Annotated in this window: 14 protein-coding genes; 10 read left to right on the top strand and 4 right to left on the bottom strand. The window is 64.6% G+C overall.

Annotation, left to right across the window (positions count from 1 at the left end):
- Positions 1–153 precede the first annotated feature (153 nt).
- Positions 154–1356 (top strand): glycoside hydrolase family 16 protein, encoded by a 1203-nt coding sequence (locus LVJ94_02045; protein ID WXB06046.1) that lies wholly within the window; start codon positions 154–156, stop codon positions 1354–1356.
- Positions 1357–1423: 67 nt separating this feature from the next.
- Here the strand turns inward: LVJ94_02045 and LVJ94_02040 are convergent, their stop codons facing one another.
- Complete coding sequence (locus LVJ94_02040; protein WXB06045.1) at positions 1424–2401, bottom strand: LysR family transcriptional regulator; 978 nt, start codon at positions 2399–2401, stop codon at positions 1424–1426.
- Between LVJ94_02040 and LVJ94_02035 the strand changes: the two genes are divergently transcribed.
- The 4 genes from LVJ94_02035 to LVJ94_02020 all read left to right on the top strand — a co-directional run bounded on the left by LVJ94_02035 (position 2394) and on the right by LVJ94_02020 (position 7603).
- Positions 2394–3071, top strand: a complete 678-nt coding sequence (locus LVJ94_02035) for an NAD(P)H-dependent oxidoreductase (protein WXB06044.1) — start codon at positions 2394–2396, stop codon at positions 3069–3071. The two genes, LVJ94_02040 and LVJ94_02035, sit on opposite strands and share 8 nt — an antisense overlap.
- Positions 3072–3152: 81 nt before the next feature.
- Complete coding sequence (locus tag LVJ94_02030) at positions 3153–4214, top strand: outer membrane protein assembly factor (protein WXB06043.1); 1062 nt, start codon at positions 3153–3155, stop codon at positions 4212–4214.
- A gap of 47 nt (positions 4215–4261) precedes the next feature.
- Positions 4262–5182: a MerR family transcriptional regulator gene (locus LVJ94_02025; protein ID WXB06042.1), complete on the top strand. Its 921-nt coding sequence runs from the start codon at positions 4262–4264 to the stop codon at positions 5180–5182.
- 126 nt (positions 5183–5308) lie between these two features.
- Positions 5309–7603 carry a glycosyl hydrolase family 18 protein gene (locus LVJ94_02020; protein ID WXB06041.1) on the top strand — a complete coding sequence of 765 codons (2295 nt, stop codon included), beginning with the start codon at positions 5309–5311 and terminating at the stop codon, positions 7601–7603.
- Here the strand turns inward: LVJ94_02020 and LVJ94_02015 are convergent.
- Entirely contained in the window at positions 7596–8540 is a 945-nt protein-coding gene (locus tag LVJ94_02015; protein ID WXB06040.1) for an MBL fold metallo-hydrolase, read from the bottom strand. The genes LVJ94_02020 and LVJ94_02015 overlap by 8 nt on opposite strands.
- Before the next feature lie 10 nt (positions 8541–8550).
- On the bottom strand, positions 8551–9642 hold the full coding sequence (locus LVJ94_02010) for a family 43 glycosylhydrolase (GenBank protein WXB06039.1): 1092 nt from the start codon (positions 9640–9642) through the stop codon (positions 8551–8553).
- A 115-nt stretch (positions 9643–9757) separates the two neighbouring features.
- On the opposite strand from LVJ94_02010, the gene LVJ94_02005 reads away from it, so the two are divergent.
- The 4 genes from LVJ94_02005 (at position 9758) to LVJ94_01990 (ending at position 13661) form a co-directional block, all read left to right on the top strand.
- Complete coding sequence (locus tag LVJ94_02005) at positions 9758–10753, top strand: RNA polymerase sigma factor (protein WXB06038.1); 996 nt, start codon at positions 9758–9760, stop codon at positions 10751–10753.
- 8 nt (positions 10754–10761) lie between these two features.
- Positions 10762–11412, top strand: coding sequence for a glutathione S-transferase family protein (locus tag LVJ94_02000; protein WXB06037.1), 651 nt, complete (start codon positions 10762–10764; stop codon positions 11410–11412).
- A 331-nt stretch (positions 11413–11743) separates the two neighbouring features.
- Positions 11744–12637, top strand: coding sequence for an oxidoreductase (locus LVJ94_01995; GenBank protein WXB06036.1), 894 nt, complete (start codon positions 11744–11746; stop codon positions 12635–12637).
- A gap of 22 nt (positions 12638–12659) precedes the next feature.
- Entirely contained in the window at positions 12660–13661 is a 1002-nt protein-coding gene (locus LVJ94_01990; protein WXB06035.1) for an AraC family transcriptional regulator, read from the top strand.
- On the opposite strand, the gene LVJ94_01985 is transcribed toward LVJ94_01990, so the two are convergent.
- Complete coding sequence (locus tag LVJ94_01985) at positions 13589–14236, bottom strand: TetR/AcrR family transcriptional regulator (protein WXB06034.1); 648 nt, start codon at positions 14234–14236, stop codon at positions 13589–13591. The two genes, LVJ94_01990 and LVJ94_01985, sit on opposite strands and share 73 nt — an antisense overlap.
- A 174-nt stretch (positions 14237–14410) precedes the next feature.
- Here LVJ94_01985 and LVJ94_01980 point away from each other — a divergent pair, with 174 nt between their 5' ends.
- Complete coding sequence (locus tag LVJ94_01980) at positions 14411–15568, top strand: DUF2236 domain-containing protein (GenBank protein WXB06033.1); 1158 nt, start codon at positions 14411–14413, stop codon at positions 15566–15568.
- Positions 15569–15585: the final 17 nt, after the last annotated feature.

Below are 15585 nucleotides of genomic sequence, written 5' to 3'. Positions count from 1 at the left end.
GCTACCCAATTCACCGTTTAAAGCTCTCTTCGAACAATACCACTTAGTGTCGATCATTTTGCGGATACAAGAGTTTCATTTTCGTTGCACGGCAGTGCCACGTACCGCAGTATGCGCGCCAACTACGCGCATACCAGCCTTGGAGGTGCAGCGATGGTGAAGAATCATCGATTCGATCGTGGAGTAAAAGCCATGCTGATGGCCGTGTTGCTCGCGGCCATGGCCATCGCCGTCTTGCCGATTCGGGACGCGGCAGCGGCAACGTATGGGTACAACATCGTGTCCTCGAACAGCGTCCAATTCTACGTGAATGACGCACCCTGGGCCGACGTACATTATCAAATCAACACGGACGGGCAGCAGAATTTCCGCATGTCCGTGAACGGCGGCAACAACACGTACACGGTCAATAACGTCCCAACCGGTGCGACGGTCCGGTACTTCTTCACCATCGGAAACGGCAGCGGCGGGGCCACGGACACGGCGTGGACCCAATTCACCATGGGGACCACGACGCCGCCCCCGGCGGGCAACTGGCAAGTCGTTTGGGAGGATCAATTCGACGGAAGCGGGCAGCCCAACGCCTCGAACTGGAACTACCACGTGGGCAACGGCCTCAATCCGGGCGCGAATGCCTTCGATGGGTGGGGTAACGGCGAGTGGGAGTGGTACCGTCCCGAAAACGCTTATTTGCAGGGTGGCAACTTGGTCATCCGCGCCGACTACAACGACACGCCGACGAACATCGCCGGGCGCAATTGGTACCAGCGCTCCGCCCGCATCACCACGCAGGGCAAGCGCTCCTGGCAATACGGACGCATCGAGGCACGCATCCAGATGCCCAACGCCGTGGGTAGCTGGCCCGCATTCTGGATGATGGGCACCTCGAACGACGCCACGTACACCAGCAATTACGGAGCACCCATCGGATATTACGACCGGATGGGAGGCAATTGGTCGAGCTGTGGCGAAATCGATATCATGGAGCACAAAAACAGCGACGCCAGCACCGTTCACAACCTCTTCTGGGATTCCCGCGTCGGCGTGTATCCCTGGGCGGATGGGCAGAACAACAACCAGCCGACCACGTACGGCACGGGCAACGTCGCCCAGTTCCACCTTTACAGCATCGAGTGGGACGCGAACGAGATTCGCTGGTACGTGGACCGGGAGACGAATCCCAATCCCGTTCACGTCATCAATGTTTCTGCAGCCAACCGTGAAGAATTCCGCAAGCCGTTCTTCATCATCCTGAATCTGGCCCTCGGCGGCCAATTCCCGGGCGCAGAACCGAACAAAGCCGACTTCCCGCTCTACATGCGCGTCGACTACGTCCGCGTCTGGCAAAAGACCTGAGGAATTCACAGGAAGACGGGAAGACGGGAAGGTTTTGTGGGATTTTCGGTAGCACCGATCCCTAAAATCAAATCCCTTCCCGTCTTCCCGTCTTCCTGTTCCTCTCTCTCGGGGACCACGGGGGATTGTTTCCGAAGGTGGACACGAGGACGTCCAGTAGACCGCGGACGGCGGGGCTCAGGTGGCGGCCGCTGGGGTAGACAAGGTGCACGGCACCGCGGCCGGTGGTCCAGTTTTCCAAGAGGCGCACGAGACGGCCCGAGGCGAGGTCGTCCTCCACGACGAACTTGGGGACGCTGGCGATGCCGAGCCCCGCGAGGGCGGCCCGATGCATCAATGCCCCGGAGGTCACGGCGTAGCGACCGTTGACCGCGACGAGGGTCTTCTTGCCGTCGCGTTCGAAGGACCAGGTGCGCTTCGTTCCCATTCGGCCGAACGCGATGCATGCATGGGTGCGCAGATCCGAAGGCTTGGTCACTGTGCGGTGGCGTTCCAGGTAGTCGGGCGATGCGCAGATGCAGTGCTCGACCTCGCCGAGGCGGCGGGCCACCAGGGAGCTATCCGTCAGGCTTCCCGGGCGAATGGCCAGGTCCACGCCCTCCTCGATCAGGTCGACGACCCGGTTCGTGATCCACACCTCGAGCGAGACGTTCTCGTTCTCACGCAGGAAGCGATGCATCGCCGGTGCGACGATCTCGGCGAGCAACCAAGGGGCGGTGACCCGCACGATCCCTTGGAGCGATCCATCCCGCGCCGCCACCGTGCGATCCGCGGCGCGTGCGTCGGCAACGATGCGCTGGCACTCGGCATGGTACGAGCAGCCCACCGCGGTGAGCTTCACCCGGCGCGTGGTGCGGTGGAGCAACCGGCATCCAAGTCGATCTTCCAGCTCGGAGATGCGCTTGGAGACCGTCGACTTGGGCATCCCCAGCGCTTTGGCCGCCGCGGTGAACGTCCCCGCTTCGACGACGGCCGCGAAAATGGACATCTGGTTCAAATCCGGCTGCACGCTTCGATTGTTCACCCAGGTAGACAGTATGTCCACCGGCGATTCGTTGTCTCGCCCCGGCCTGGACGCCATCTTCGGATGCATGAACGATACGTTGCGAAACGATGAAACGCCCCTCAAGCTGGTCGTCGTCCTAGGGAGTGTCCGGCAGGGCCGCTTCGGCCCGGTCATCACGCGGTGGTTTCTCGACGAGGTGCGCAAGCATGGCCGCTTCGACATCGACCTTCTCGACTTGGCCGAAACGCCATTGCCCTTGGCGCTGCCGCCCGGTTCGACGGAGCTGCAGAACGTCCAGGGGCGCCCGGCCGACATGATCGCCCTCGCCGCGCGATTGGATGCGGCGGACGCGTTCGTGCTGGTGACGCCCGAGTACAATCACAGCTTTCCCGCGTCCCTCAAGCACCTCATCGACTGGCACTACACGCAATGGAAGGCCAAGCCGGTTTCCTTCGTATGCTACGGCGGCTTGGGCGGTGGGCTGCGCGCGGTCGAACAACTGCGGCTCGTGCTCGCCGAGATGCATGCCGTCGGCCTGCGCGACGTCGTCAGCTTCGACCGGCATTGGGAACATTTCGACGAGGGCGGTCAGCTCCGCAACCCGGAGGGAGCCTGCGACGCCGCAAAAACGCTGCTCGATCGTCTGACATGGTGGGGCACCACCCTGCGGGAAGCGCGGCACACGCGCCCCTACGATTCGGCCGCGTAACCCGTCGAAGCAGGTGAACGAACCGGAGCCTTGCGGGTACATAGGGATCCGGACTTCATGCGAGCGACGACACGATGGTGCATGGCCGCTGTTTTTTTGGCCTCCTCGGCGGCAAGGGCCGAGGACGCACCGGCACCGGAGGGCAAGCTCTCGGTGGTGCCGTTCGTGGTGCCCGCCTACACGCCCGAGACGAGTGTCCTCCTCGGCGGCGCCGCCGTCGGCGTTTATCGCTACCCACCCGAGGCGGGCCGGCGCGAATCGCAGATCATGCTCACGGCCGCCGTCAGCGTAAAAGGGCAAGTGGCCGTGCAGCTCGTTCCAGACGTGTACCTCTGGAACGACCGCGTGCAGCTCGGGGCCCAGCTTGGAGCCTCGCGCTTTCCAAACGTCTTTTATGGCGTGGGCAGCCGCACGAACGAGGCGGACGACGAAGACTTCACACCGGTGACCTTCGAATTCGGCATCAGCCCCAAACTGCGCCTTCTCAAAGGCATGTACCTCGGCCCCGATGTTCGATTCTCCTACACCAACATCACCGAGACCGAAGCCGGGGGCATGCTGGAACGAGGCATCATCCCGGGTTCTACCGGCGGACGTAGCTTCAGGATCGGGCTCGCGGGCTTTTACGACACACGCGACAGCACCATTTACCCGCTCGATGGGCACATCGTCCGCGTCTTCGCGCGCATGGGCCTGGAGTCGTTGGGCTCGGAGTTCGAATACAACGTGCTCAGCATCGATGCGCGAAAGTACATTTCGCTTCCCTGGGCGGATCGCCACGTGCTCGCCCTGCAAGTCCTCGCAGAGATCCGCGATGGTGCGCCACCGTTCTACGATCTGGGGCTCATGGGCGGAGATTCGATCATGCGCGGATATTTTCGAGGGCGCTATCGGGAGCGAAATTACCTCGCCGCGCAGATCGAATACCGCTTGCCGCTGTTTTGGCGCTTTGGCGCCGTGGGCTTCGCTTCGCTGGGGCAGGTGACGAATACCCTGAGCGACGCGGGCGATTCCCCGGTGAGGTTCGCCGGCGGCGGTGGACTCCGCTTCGCCCCGCTCGCCGATGTCCCCGTCAACTTGCGGCTCGACATTGCCTACGGCGACGAATTGCGCTTTTACATCAACGTCGGCGAATCTTTTTGAACGACGGGCATTGACCCTCCAGCAACTGGAGACTCCAGACTCACGGCATGGCAAAAGAGCGGTTGACCATCGGCGAACTCGGACGTCGCACCGGCATGCCGGTGAAGACGCTGCGGTTCTACTCCGACGAGGGACTTCTTCCCCCGGCGGAGCGATCGCGAAGCGGCTATCGCTTGTACGGCGAAGAGGCACTCGTGCGCCTCGACCTCGTGCGAACGTTGCGCGACGCGGGCCTCGGTCTCGATTCCATCAAGAAAGTGCTGCAACGCGAGGCGTCGCTCGCGGATGCACTCCGGCTCCGGCTCGCCGCCGTGGAAGCGCACATCGCTTCCCTGCAGCGCATCGGGTCCGCGTTGCGTGCGGCCCTCCGCTCCGAGCCCACCGCCGACGACGTAAGGAGGATATGCGCCGTGACCCGACTGTCTACCGAACAACGAAAAGCCGTCATTGAAGGATTCTTCGAAACCGCATTCCAGGGTGCGGATGTGGACGAGGCCTTCAAGCGCCAGGTGCTCGAAAGCACCGTGCCCGATCTGCCCGAAGACCCGACACCCGAGCAGCACGACGCGTGGATCGAGCTTTCCGAGTTGCTCGCCGAGCCAACGTTCGTGGCGAATCTGCAAAAACAAGCCAAGAATGCATTGAACAAGTCCGAAATGGCGGCCATGCAACGCGCATGCGAAGCCATCGCAGACGGTGTGCGCGACGCCGTGGTGCGCGGCATCGCGCCCGATTCGGCCGATGCCCGAGCCGTGGTGGAGAGGTATGCGGCCACCCTGGCCGAAGCGCGCGGCGTTCCCCTCGACGATGCGTTGCGGCACGATGTGTACGATCGCTTCCATTCCGATCCGCGTGTGGAACGGTACTGGGCGCTCATCGTGATCATGAATGACACGCCCGAGATGCGACGCCAATTCGCAGAGGGCAAGTGGACGAGCGACGCCGTGCTGCATCACTTCCATCCATGAGATGATCGCGTTCGCCATGATCGAACCGATCATCGCGGCAGGACCTAACGGGATTTCCTAAGAGGAATACTCCTTGCCTAGCGGCGCGCGGCATTCCGCGTGTGCGGCTTAGCAGGAGGAAATCCCGTGTCCAAATTTCAATTCAGTCGATGGGCGTACCGATTGTCGGTCGCGGTGACGCTGGTGGTCACCGTCGAGGGGGCCGGGTGCACGGCCGATGACGAGCTTGTGCTGGGCACGACGGCGTCGCCGGTGCTGGCCGCGGGGCGATTGACCGCGGCCTTGGCGCTGAACGGCACCACCGGCGAATATACGGTGACGAACAAGAGCACCGAGGCGGTGACGGGTTGGGCAATCACCTTCGACGTGCCCTCGGGGGTGACGGTCACCTCGGGCGAGCACGGCACGGTGAGCCAGAGTGGAACCCACGTGACCGTGACCCCGGCGTACTACATCAACACGCTGCAACCGGGGCGTTCCACGTACCCGTACAGCCCGACCTTCCGACTCAGCTCCTCGACGACGCCCACGAGTTGTCGCGTCGACGACGCCAATTGCGACGGTTCGGCGGACGCCCCGCCGGCTGCACCCACGAATCTTCGGGCCACCGTGAAAACGACGAAGACGGTGACCCTGGCGTGGAGCGCCGCACAACCTGGCTCGCTGCCCATCACCGGCTACGACGTGTACCGCGGCAGCACGCTCGCCGCGTCGGTGACCGAAACGACGGCCAGCCTCGCCGGGCTCACGCCGAATACCGATTACACGTTCACGGTGCGCGCGAAAGACCGCAAAGGCACCGTCTCACCGGCGAGTGCGCCGCTCACGGTGCGCACGAACAACCCGGCCGATGACACGCAGGCGCCCACCGTACCGGGCAACCTGCGCAGCACCGCCGTCGATGCCGGCAGCGTCTCGCTCGCATGGAATGCCTCGACGGACAACACGGGCGTCGTGGCCTACGACGTGTACTCCGGCAGCACCCTGGCCGCCACGGTGACGGGGACGTCGGCCAAAGTCACCGGGCTCGCCCCCTCCACGCGGTACACCTTCACCGTTCGCGCGCGCGACGGCTACGACAACGCCTCCGCCTCGAGCGCCGCCTTGAGCGTCACCACCAGCGATATCGTCAACGGCTATGCGAGGGTGGGCTATTTCGTCCAATGGGGCATTTACGGACGGCAATATTTCGTTCGCAATGTGGACACCACCGGCGCGGCCGCCAAGCTGACGCACATCAACTATGCATTCGGCAACATCGACCCCGTCAATTTGACGTGCCTTCACGGGGTGACCAAGGCCACCTCGCCGAATCCGCAAGATCCGAATCAAGGCGATGGGGCGGGCGACGCCGAGGCCGATTACAGCCGGCCGTTCGCTGCCGCACAATCCGTGGATGGCGTGGCCGATACGGGGTGGGAGAGCCTGCGGGGCAACTACAACCAACTGAAGAAGCTGAAGGCCAAATACCCCAACTTGAAGGTGCTCATTTCGCTCGGTGGGTGGACGTATTCGAAATACTTCTCCGACGTGGCCGCCACCGACGCGGCGCGGAAGAAGTTCGTCACCTCGTGCGTGGACATGTACATCAAGGGCAATCTTCCCGTGTACAACGGCGCCGGCGGGGCGGGCACGGCGGCGGGCATCTTCGACGGCATCGACATCGATTGGGAGTGGCCCGGCGCGGAAGGGCATGCGGGCAACCACGTGAGCCCGAACGACAAGGCGAACCTCGCACTGCTTCTCGCCGAGTTCCGCCGGCAGCTCGATTCCCTGAGCACGCAAACCGGAAAGCGTTACCAGCTCACCGCGTTCACGCCCGCCGATCCGGCGAAGATTGCCGCGGGGTGGGACCTGCCACAGGATGCGGCGTCGCTCGACATCTTTAATGTGCAAGGGTACGACTTCCACGGAGCGGGCAGCGACAATTCGTGGGAGCCCAATCGCACCGGGCACCAGGGCAACCTCTATGCGGATGCCGAAGATCCGTATTCGTTCCACTTCAGCGTGGAGAGTGCCATCAATGCGTACACGTCCGCCGGGGTGAGCCCGCGCAAGCTCACCCTGGGGTTGGCCTTCTACGGGCGCGGATGGCAAGGCGTCACCGATGGCGGCAAATTCGGTGAATGGCAAGCGGCCAACGGCGCTGCACCGGGGCAATTCCAAGAGGAAGCGGGAACGCGCGGATATGCGAATTTGATCGCGAGCGTGCCCAATTGCACCGTGCGCCACGACGAAGCCTCGGTGGCCACCTCGTGCTTCACCGGCAACGGCGGCCAATGGTGGACGTTCGACGATGCGTGGTCGATCCAGAAGAAGACGGCATGGATCAAGAGCAAAGGCCTGCTCGGCGCCATGGCCTGGGAAATGTCGGGCGACACCGGCACCTTGATGACCGCCGTGGATACCGGACTCAAATGATCATCTGACCATCGTGCGCGACGAACATGGGGCCCTGGAAAGGGCCCCTGCACGATGCCAGCCATTGTTCGTCGGTGACGGTTCCGAACGACACGAGGTGCGAGAGCACCAGGTGCTTCACCCCTGCATCTGCGGCCACTTTGCCGACTTGCTCGTTCGTGGTGTGCGACGCGAGCAAATGCGCGCGCAGCTTTGGCTCGGTGCGGCCCGCCGCGACCAGCGCATCCAGCGAAGGAAGGTGCAACACCTCGTGCACCAGCCAATCCGCCCCGCGCGCAAGCTGCACGAGTGCGTCCGACGGCGTCGTGTCGCCGGAGAAGACCACGGAGCCGTACCGCGTATCGAAGCGCAACGCGTAGCTCTGCGCGATGGGCGGATGGTTCACCCGTGCGGCCGAAACGCGAACGCGCCCGTCCTCGAGGACGCGCCCCGGCTCCGAGATCTCCCGCGCGGCCACGAGCCGCCGAATGTCCGGCAGGCCTTGGTCCGCGATGCGCGTCTCGATGTCGAAGGCGTTCGTCTCCAGGTACGAGCGCAGCATCGCGTCCATGGGCGGCGGCCCGTAGAAGGTCATCGGCTCCGCGAGGTTCGCATTCCAGGCGGAGAGGGCCAGGTTGCCGAATTCCAAGTTGTGATCGGAGTGCTGGTGCGTGATGAACACCGACCGGCAATCCGCGAGGGCCACCCCGGCCCTCACGAGTTGCCGGGTCACGCCGAGGCCGCAGTCGATCACGTAAGGCTGCCCATCGACCAGCAGCAGGTTGCACGGCTGGATGCGATCCACCCGCACCGTCGGCCCGCCTTTGGTGCCCAGGGTCACCACGTGCATGCCCTGTTTGGGAAGTGCCGTCGCCGCGCGCGGCTCGGGATTGGGCGCGCGGCACCCGGAAAGGGCCGCGCACGACAGCATGCCTTGCAAGAGATGGCGTCGGGTCAACGCCGGCAGGTTACCGACCGCGGTCGCCCGAGGGAAGCTTGACGTCCATCCACGTGGCCGACGCCACACCAAAGATGGGGCTGCCATTTTGGTCGAAGTTCATCTTGTCGATGCGGAGTGTGCGATCCCCACCGCAGCTCCCGTAAGGCGTCCCATCGGAGCTGGTCACGGCATGGTAGGCATTCCAAACCTCTTTGCCGTCCGGCGACGTAAAGAAGCTATTGTGCCCTGGACCAAAGACCCAATGGGCATCGGACCGCGCGAAAACCGGCCACGGCGTCTTGCTCCACGATCGAGGATCGAGCACGTTGCCCCCTTGGTATTCCAGCATGCCCAGCGCGTAATCCGGTGTTTCGCAGCCGCTGGCCGAGAACACCAGAAAGGTCCGATTTCCCGAATAGAGCGCCTCGGGCCCCTCGTTGACAGGGTGCTCCCCGCCGTTGCCGTGGCGTTCCCAACCCGCGGTGGGGCTGGATAGGAGCACGGGGGCGCTGTCGAGCGTCCATGGATTGCTCATCGAGGCGATGAAAAGGCTTTGCGGGCCATTCAGGTGCCCCGACCAAACGAAATACAGCTTTTGGTCGGGCATCTTCAGAACGGTGCCATCGATGGAAAAGTCGTTTTGCGTCGCGAGGTGCGCTTTGAACGAATACGGCCCCATGGGGTCCGCCCCCTGGCTCTCCAGGACGAACATCTGATGGACCGCCCCCTCCCCGTCCGCGGTGTAATAGACGTACCAGCGACCATTCGAGAAATGGAACTCCGGTGCCCAGATGTTCTTGCCGCGCCCGGGCGTCGAGTCTTGCCACACCGTCACCGCTTGCGCGCTGGCCAGGCCGGTCACCGACTTCGCCCGCACGAGGAGGATGCGATCCACGGCGGTGTAGGTCAGGTAGTAGTAGCCATTGCGCTGGAACATCCAGGGATCGGCCACACCGTTTCGAAGCGGATTGCGGAAGGTGGTCGCACGTTGCGTGATGGCCGCACCGTCCTCGGTGCCCTCTTCCGGCGAGGTTTCGCGTGCGCTGCACGCCACCATGTACGTGCTCAGCGTCGACGCCGCGAGTGCGAGACCAACGAGGAAGCTCGGGATGCGTTTCATGGTCTTTCGCACATGGCCGGACCGTTCACGACTTTTGCGCCAAGGGGTCGGACGGGACCGCCAAAATAAATCGGCAGCGCGCTATCCTTTCGAGGGCCGTCGCCGTTTGCCCACCATGACCATCCCGTCCACCGAATCGCTGAGCGAACTCTCCAGCACCCTCAAAGGGTCCTGGCATCGCTTCCTCGATGAGTACGAGCCGCTGCGGCCCGAGCTGTACCGCTACTGCCGCTACCTGACGCGCAGCCCGTGGGATGCCGAGGATCTCGCCCAGGATGCGATGGCACGGGCGTTCGCCACCTTGGGCCGCATGGTGGAGGGCCCGCCGAATCCGCGCGCGTGGTTGTTCCGCGTCGCCTCCAACCTGTGGATCGACCAGGTGCGACGCCGGCGCGAGCGGCTGGGTGTCGACGTCGAGCCGGCGACCTCGCACGAACCGCGCGCCGCACGCGAGGCCGCAGGGACGCTTCTCGTTCGGCTCTCGCCGCAAGAGCGCGCGGCCGTGGTGCTCAAAGACGTCTTCGAATTGAGCCTCGATGAGATCGCCGAGGCGCTGGGCACCACGCCGGGCACCGTCAAAAGCGCGCTCCATCGCGGACGGGGCAAACTCGTCGAACCGGAGCCGGAAGCCGCCACCTCGCAAGCCGTGCCCGCGGCGCTCGATGCCTTTTGCGAAGCCTTCAACGCGCACGATCTCGACCGGCTCACCGCGCTGCTCCTCGACACGACGACCATCGAAGTCGTCGGTGCCACGACGGAGTACGGCGCCGAGTCGGCACGCGCCCGCATCCTCCCGGGCATGCTGTTCGGCAGCCGCGTGATGGCCAACCCGGATCCCCAGGGACCGTGCAGCCCCGACTGGAGCTTCTTCCGAGGCGTGCGCCCCACCCTCCCCCGCGCCGAGCTGCGCATGCACCGCGGCGAGCCGTTGCTCCTCTCGTGGTACGAGCACGACGACGGCGAGGCCGTGCGCGCGATCACCCGCCTCGAGCTCGACGGCGATCGGGTGGCGCATATTCGCAATTACTTCTACACGCCGGAATTCATCGCGGACGTCTGCCGCGAACTCGGCATTCCATTCCGCAGCAACGGCTACCGCTACTGGAAATAGGAGACATCATGGCCCTGACCGTGTACCTGCACCCGCTGGCGTCTTTTTGCCAAAAGGTGCTCATTGCGCTTTACGAAAACGAAATACCGTTCGAATCCCGGACCGTGGATCTCATGGACCAGGCCGATGCTGCGCATTACAAGAACATGTGGCCCGTAGGAAAGATGCCGCTCTTGCGCGACGACGCACGGGATCGCACCGTTCCCGAGACGAGCATCATCATCGAGTACTTGGCTCGGCACTACCCCGGGCGAACACCGCTCCTCCCGGCCGACCCGGATTTGGCATTGCAAACGCGCCTCTGGGATCGCTTCTACGATTTGTACGTGCAGGACCCGATGCAAAAAATCGTGGTGGACCGCATCCGCCCCCCGGGTACCTCGGACGCACACGGTGTCGCCGAGGCCAAAGGCAAATTGCAAATCGCCTACGGCATGATCGAGGAGCAAATGGCCACCCGAACGTGGGCCATCGGGGAAGACTTCACCATGGCCGATTGCGCGGCGGCCCCGGCGCTCTTCTACGCCGAGTTGGTCGCGCCCTTCGGGGATGCGCACCCAAAGACCGCGGCCTACCTCGAACGCCTTCGCAAGCGTCCTTCGTTCGCGCGGGTCGTCGAGGAGGCGAAGCCGTATTTCCACATGTTTCCGCGAGGGTAACTTTACGGTCGAAAGTTCCTTTCCAATCGAAACACTCGTCGAAGTCGAACGGCGGCAGCGGGACAATCCCGGCGAGGCCGGCGCCCTTGTCCGTTACCTGAGGCGAGCGACGCCAAGTGTTATGGTGACTCTCGCGAATCGAACAGCTCATGGCACCGGCCCCGCCGGGATTGTCCCGCTGCCGCGGTTTGAGCGGAGCGATAAGTCGAGACTCCCACCATAGATTCGACAGGGACGTTGTCGCGAAGCGATGATTCTTTGGCGCCATCCGATTAGAAGCGCGCCGCCCGCAACCTCACGATGGGTGTCGTCGGAAAGGACGGAACATCCCATGTCGAAGGTTTGGCTCATCACAGGAAGCTCGCGCGGCCTCGGCCGCGATCTCGCGAAGGCCGTGCTCGCCGCAGGTCATCGCCTCGTGGCCACCGCACGCAGGGCCGAGGATCTGCGCGAGCTCGTCGCGGAGTACGGAGACCGTGTGCGCGCGGTGGCGCTCGACGTCACGAATCCGGCGGCCGCGCGCGAAGCGGTGGCCGTCGCCACCCGCGCATTTGGCCGGCTCGATGTCGTGGTCAACAATGCAGGGTACGCAAACGTCAATTCGATCGAGCACGTGGCGGAGGACGACTTCCGCGCGCAAATCGAGACGAACTTCTTCGGCGTGGTGAATGTCACGCGCGCCGCACTTCCCGTGCTTCGCGCGCAGCGCGATGGGCACATCATCCAGGTCTCGTCCATCGGCGGGCGCTTCGGCTCACCGGGCATCGCGGCCTACCAGGCCTCCAAGTTCGCCGTCGGTGGCTTCTCGGAGGTGCTCGCGAAGGAGGTCGGCCCGCTGGGCATCCGGGTCACCGTGGTCGAGCCGGGCGGCATGCGCACGGATTGGGCTGGCTCGTCGATGCGGGTCGACGACATCCACCCGGATTACCAAGCCACCGTGGGCGCGATGTTCCAGAACCGCGGCCCGGAGGGCACCCACATCATGCGCGGCGACCCCAGCAAGGTGGCCCAGGCCATCCTGCGCATCGCCTTGGAAAAAGAGCCTCCGATTCGGCTCTTGGCGGGCTCGGACGCCACATTCCTCGCCGACCTGACCCTCAAGGCGCGTGCAGCCGAGGACGCGAAATGGAATGCTCTCAGCGTCTCGACGGACTTCGACGGGATGGGAGACTTTGCCGATACGCCGATCGCACAACTCCTCGCCGCGCAGCTCCGCGGGAGCTGATTTGCCCGCCGATCTGCTCCCCGTGCCGAGCGTCCTGCTCGATCGCTTGACCGAGCTGGGCGTCGACGTGCGCCGTCTTTTGGACTGCGCGGGCATCCTGCCCTCGCGCTTCCAGTCGACGCGGGCGTTCATCTCGCAGGCCGAGCTGTTCGCGTTCTGGCGCGCCGTCGAAGAGGTGGCGCCGGCGCGCGACATCGGCCTGCGGGTCGGTTCGGAGGCCCTGCCCCACCAACTCGACATCGTCACCATGACCGCGCTGCACTCGCCGAGCTTCGGCGAGGCGCTGAAGAAGTTCGCCCGCTACAAGCGCCTCGTCTGCTCGGAGCGCGTGTCCGTCGAGGTGGAACGCGGCGAGGCGCGCGTCTCGTTCCACTGGATGCACCTCGAGGAGTCCATGCCGATGCTCCTCGTGGACGCGACCTTCTCGACGTTGGTCGTGCTGGGGCGCCGTGGCTCGGGCTCTCCGCTGACGCCCTTGCGCGTCGAGCTCGCACGCCGCCCTTCGAAGGGCGATGAGGCTTTGCTGCATCGGCACTTCGGCTGCGAGATCCGCTTCGATGCGCCGCTGGACCTGCTCGTCCTCGACGAGCGGGACCTCGCACGACCCTTCGTCACGCACAACGCGGATCTGCTCGAGCTGATGCTCCCGGCGCTCGAATCGCAACTGCGTCAGAGCCTCACCGCGCGCTCCCTCGCCGACGACGTCAAAACCGCCCTCGGGCGGCACATGCACGGCGAACGCCCCAGCGTGGAGAGAATCGCCGAGGACATGCACATCAGCCCGCGCACCTTGCAACGCCGCCTCGAGGAGCTTGGGACGACGTACCAGAAGCTGCTCGACGACGTGCGCCGCGACACCTCGCTCCGGCTCTTGGCCCACACGAACCTGGAGCCCAACGAGGTTGCGTACCTCCTTGGCTTCGAGGAGGTCAATTCCTTCTCCCGCGCGTTTCACGCTTGGGAAGGGACGACGCCGCTGCGCTGGCGCAAGGCCACGAGCGGCAAGATGCAGTCGCGCGCATAGGCGCGGGCCGACGCGTCGTCCTCCAGCCGCACGGTGCTCGGCAGCGGCAGCAAGAAGGAAAGGCCGATGCGCACCAGGGTCTCCGCCACGGACGCGATCTGCGGCGGCGGGGCCGCGTCCACGTTGCGCAACTGCGCGGCCATGAAATCGCACCCCACGCGAAACGCCATCGCATCGTCGCCGAGCACGTACTCGAGCAGGGCATGCGGCTCCGTTCGCGTCAGGCGTTGCAGCACCGGGTGCGTGCGCGCGAAGCGCACGAAGGTGACGAATCCCTCGGTGAGGCGTTCCTCGATGGTGGCCACGCGCGCGACGGCCTCGCTCATCGCGACGTAGAACCGCCGCGACTCCCGCTGCGCGAGCGCCTCGAGCAGGCTCTCGCGATCGGCGAAGCGCCGGTACACGGTCACGCGCCCCACGCCCGCGCGCCGGGCGACGTCCACGAGGGTCAGCCGCTGAATGCCCACCGCCGCGATCTCGAGCAGGGCGGCGTCCAAGATTTTCTCGGCAAAGGCATCCGCTTCGGGCGGCGACTCCAAGGCGCGGGCGAGCAGGCCGGAAAGGTGCGGGATCATTCGCCAATCAACCTACAGGCTGTGCTTCGCCAAAGGAACATGTGGAACATGAGGAGCATATATTGTATCCCATGAACCATGGTTGGTCAGCGCGTTCCTCGCCGTGTGCCACCCTTTCCGCGGCGCGCACCTGGGTTGATTTCCAGCTTGCCGCAACCTCTGCAGGAGCGGCTCATGCACGCCGTGGTTGGCGGTCCCATCCATTGGGATCTCGCATTGCGCGAGCGCATGATCGACGGCCTTTGGGAGCGCGATGCGCCGATGGCCCACCTCGTCGAGTGGATGTTCACCTCCGGCGGCAAGGCGAGCAAAGCGTTGTTCGAGCAAGCCCTGGAGCGCGGCATCGAGTCGGTGCCCAACGCGCCCGACGAACTTCGCGCGTTCTTCGCGCGCATCGATCGCCGCCCCGAATGGGTCGACATGGCCAAGGTGCGCCGGGGCGCGCGGGCCATCAACGCCATCGGCAAAGTGGCCATCTACATCGCGCGCGATCTGTTCATGATGGGCGGCTACCTCCTCGCGGGGTTCAACGAGCAGCTCATGATGACCGGCGCCCTGCACAAAGGCAGCGGCAAGCGCTTCGCGGAGACCGCCAGCTGGGCGTCGGACACCGTTGCCCCGGACGGGCTCGAGCGCTTCGGCGCCGGATTCAAAAGCACGATCCGCGTCCGCATGGTCCACGCCTTGGTGAACCGCGCCATCGAGCGCAATCCCCAGTGGGATTCGGACATGTGGGGATTGCCCATCAACCAGACGGACATGCTGGCCACCATCTTGGGCACAGCTTTGGTCGGATTCACCGGCCGCCTCTTGGGCGTTCCCGTCACGCGCGACGAATGCGACGCCGTCATTCACTATGGGCGCTATTTGGCCTGGATCATCGGGGTCAAAGACGACTTTCTCTTCGACTCGACCCACGAGGGTATTCGCTTTTTGATGCATGCCACCAGCACCCATCCGCGCGGCGGAGAAAGCGCACGGGCCTTGGCGCGATCCCTGGCCGTCGAGCCCCTCACCCGGCACTACGGCCAATTCGAATGGCTGCGCCGGCGTTACGAGCATTCGAAACACCTGAGCATGAGCCGGTTTCTCGTCGGCAAAAAGGGATTGGCCAAGCTCGGCTTGCCGGCCATACCGCCGTGGTATCCCGTCTTGACCATTCCAGGCCGCTTCGTCTGGCAGGCCGTGCACCGCGCCATGCCCGGCGGCTACGGACGTCTCGTCGAGCGGGGCCGCCGAGAGCAATTGCGTCTCATCGCGATCTTTCATGAGGGGGCACGCAGCGCGGGTGGCATCATTCAGCCCGACCCATCGCATCCCGCTCACGTCTGATCCTTCGAGGAGCGCGC

It is taken from the genome of Sorangiineae bacterium MSr11367 (assembly GCA_037157805.1).
In the GTDB taxonomy this organism is placed as follows: domain Bacteria; phylum Myxococcota_A; class Polyangia; order Polyangiales; family Polyangiaceae; genus Pendulispora; species Pendulispora rubella.
The sequence above is the reverse complement of the archived record's forward strand: the minus strand, read 5'-3'. Positions and strand labels throughout refer to the sequence as shown.

Bases quoted from the DNA above. Each gene is read 5' to 3' on its own strand.
- LVJ94_02045 (WXB06046.1), top strand. From the start codon at position 154: ATGGTGAAGAATCATCGATTCGATCGTGGAGTAAAAGCCATGCTGATG.
- LVJ94_02035 (WXB06044.1), top strand. From the start codon at position 2,394: ATGTCCACCGGCGATTCGTTGTCTCGCCCCGGCCTGGACGCCATCTTC.
- LVJ94_02030 (WXB06043.1), top strand. From the start codon at position 3,153: ATGGCCGCTGTTTTTTTGGCCTCCTCGGCGGCAAGGGCCGAGGACGCA.
- LVJ94_02025 (WXB06042.1), top strand. From the start codon at position 4,262: ATGGCAAAAGAGCGGTTGACCATCGGCGAACTCGGACGTCGCACCGGC.
- LVJ94_02010 (WXB06039.1), bottom strand. From the start codon at position 9,642: ATGAAACGCATCCCGAGCTTCCTCGTTGGTCTCGCACTCGCGGCGTCG.
- LVJ94_02005 (WXB06038.1), top strand. From the start codon at position 9,758: ATGACCATCCCGTCCACCGAATCGCTGAGCGAACTCTCCAGCACCCTC.
- LVJ94_02000 (WXB06037.1), top strand. From the start codon at position 10,762: ATGGCCCTGACCGTGTACCTGCACCCGCTGGCGTCTTTTTGCCAAAAG.
- LVJ94_01995 (WXB06036.1), top strand. From the start codon at position 11,744: ATGTCGAAGGTTTGGCTCATCACAGGAAGCTCGCGCGGCCTCGGCCGC.
- LVJ94_01985 (WXB06034.1), bottom strand. From the start codon at position 14,236: ATGATCCCGCACCTTTCCGGCCTGCTCGCCCGCGCCTTGGAGTCGCCG.
- LVJ94_01980 (WXB06033.1), top strand. From the start codon at position 14,411: ATGCACGCCGTGGTTGGCGGTCCCATCCATTGGGATCTCGCATTGCGC.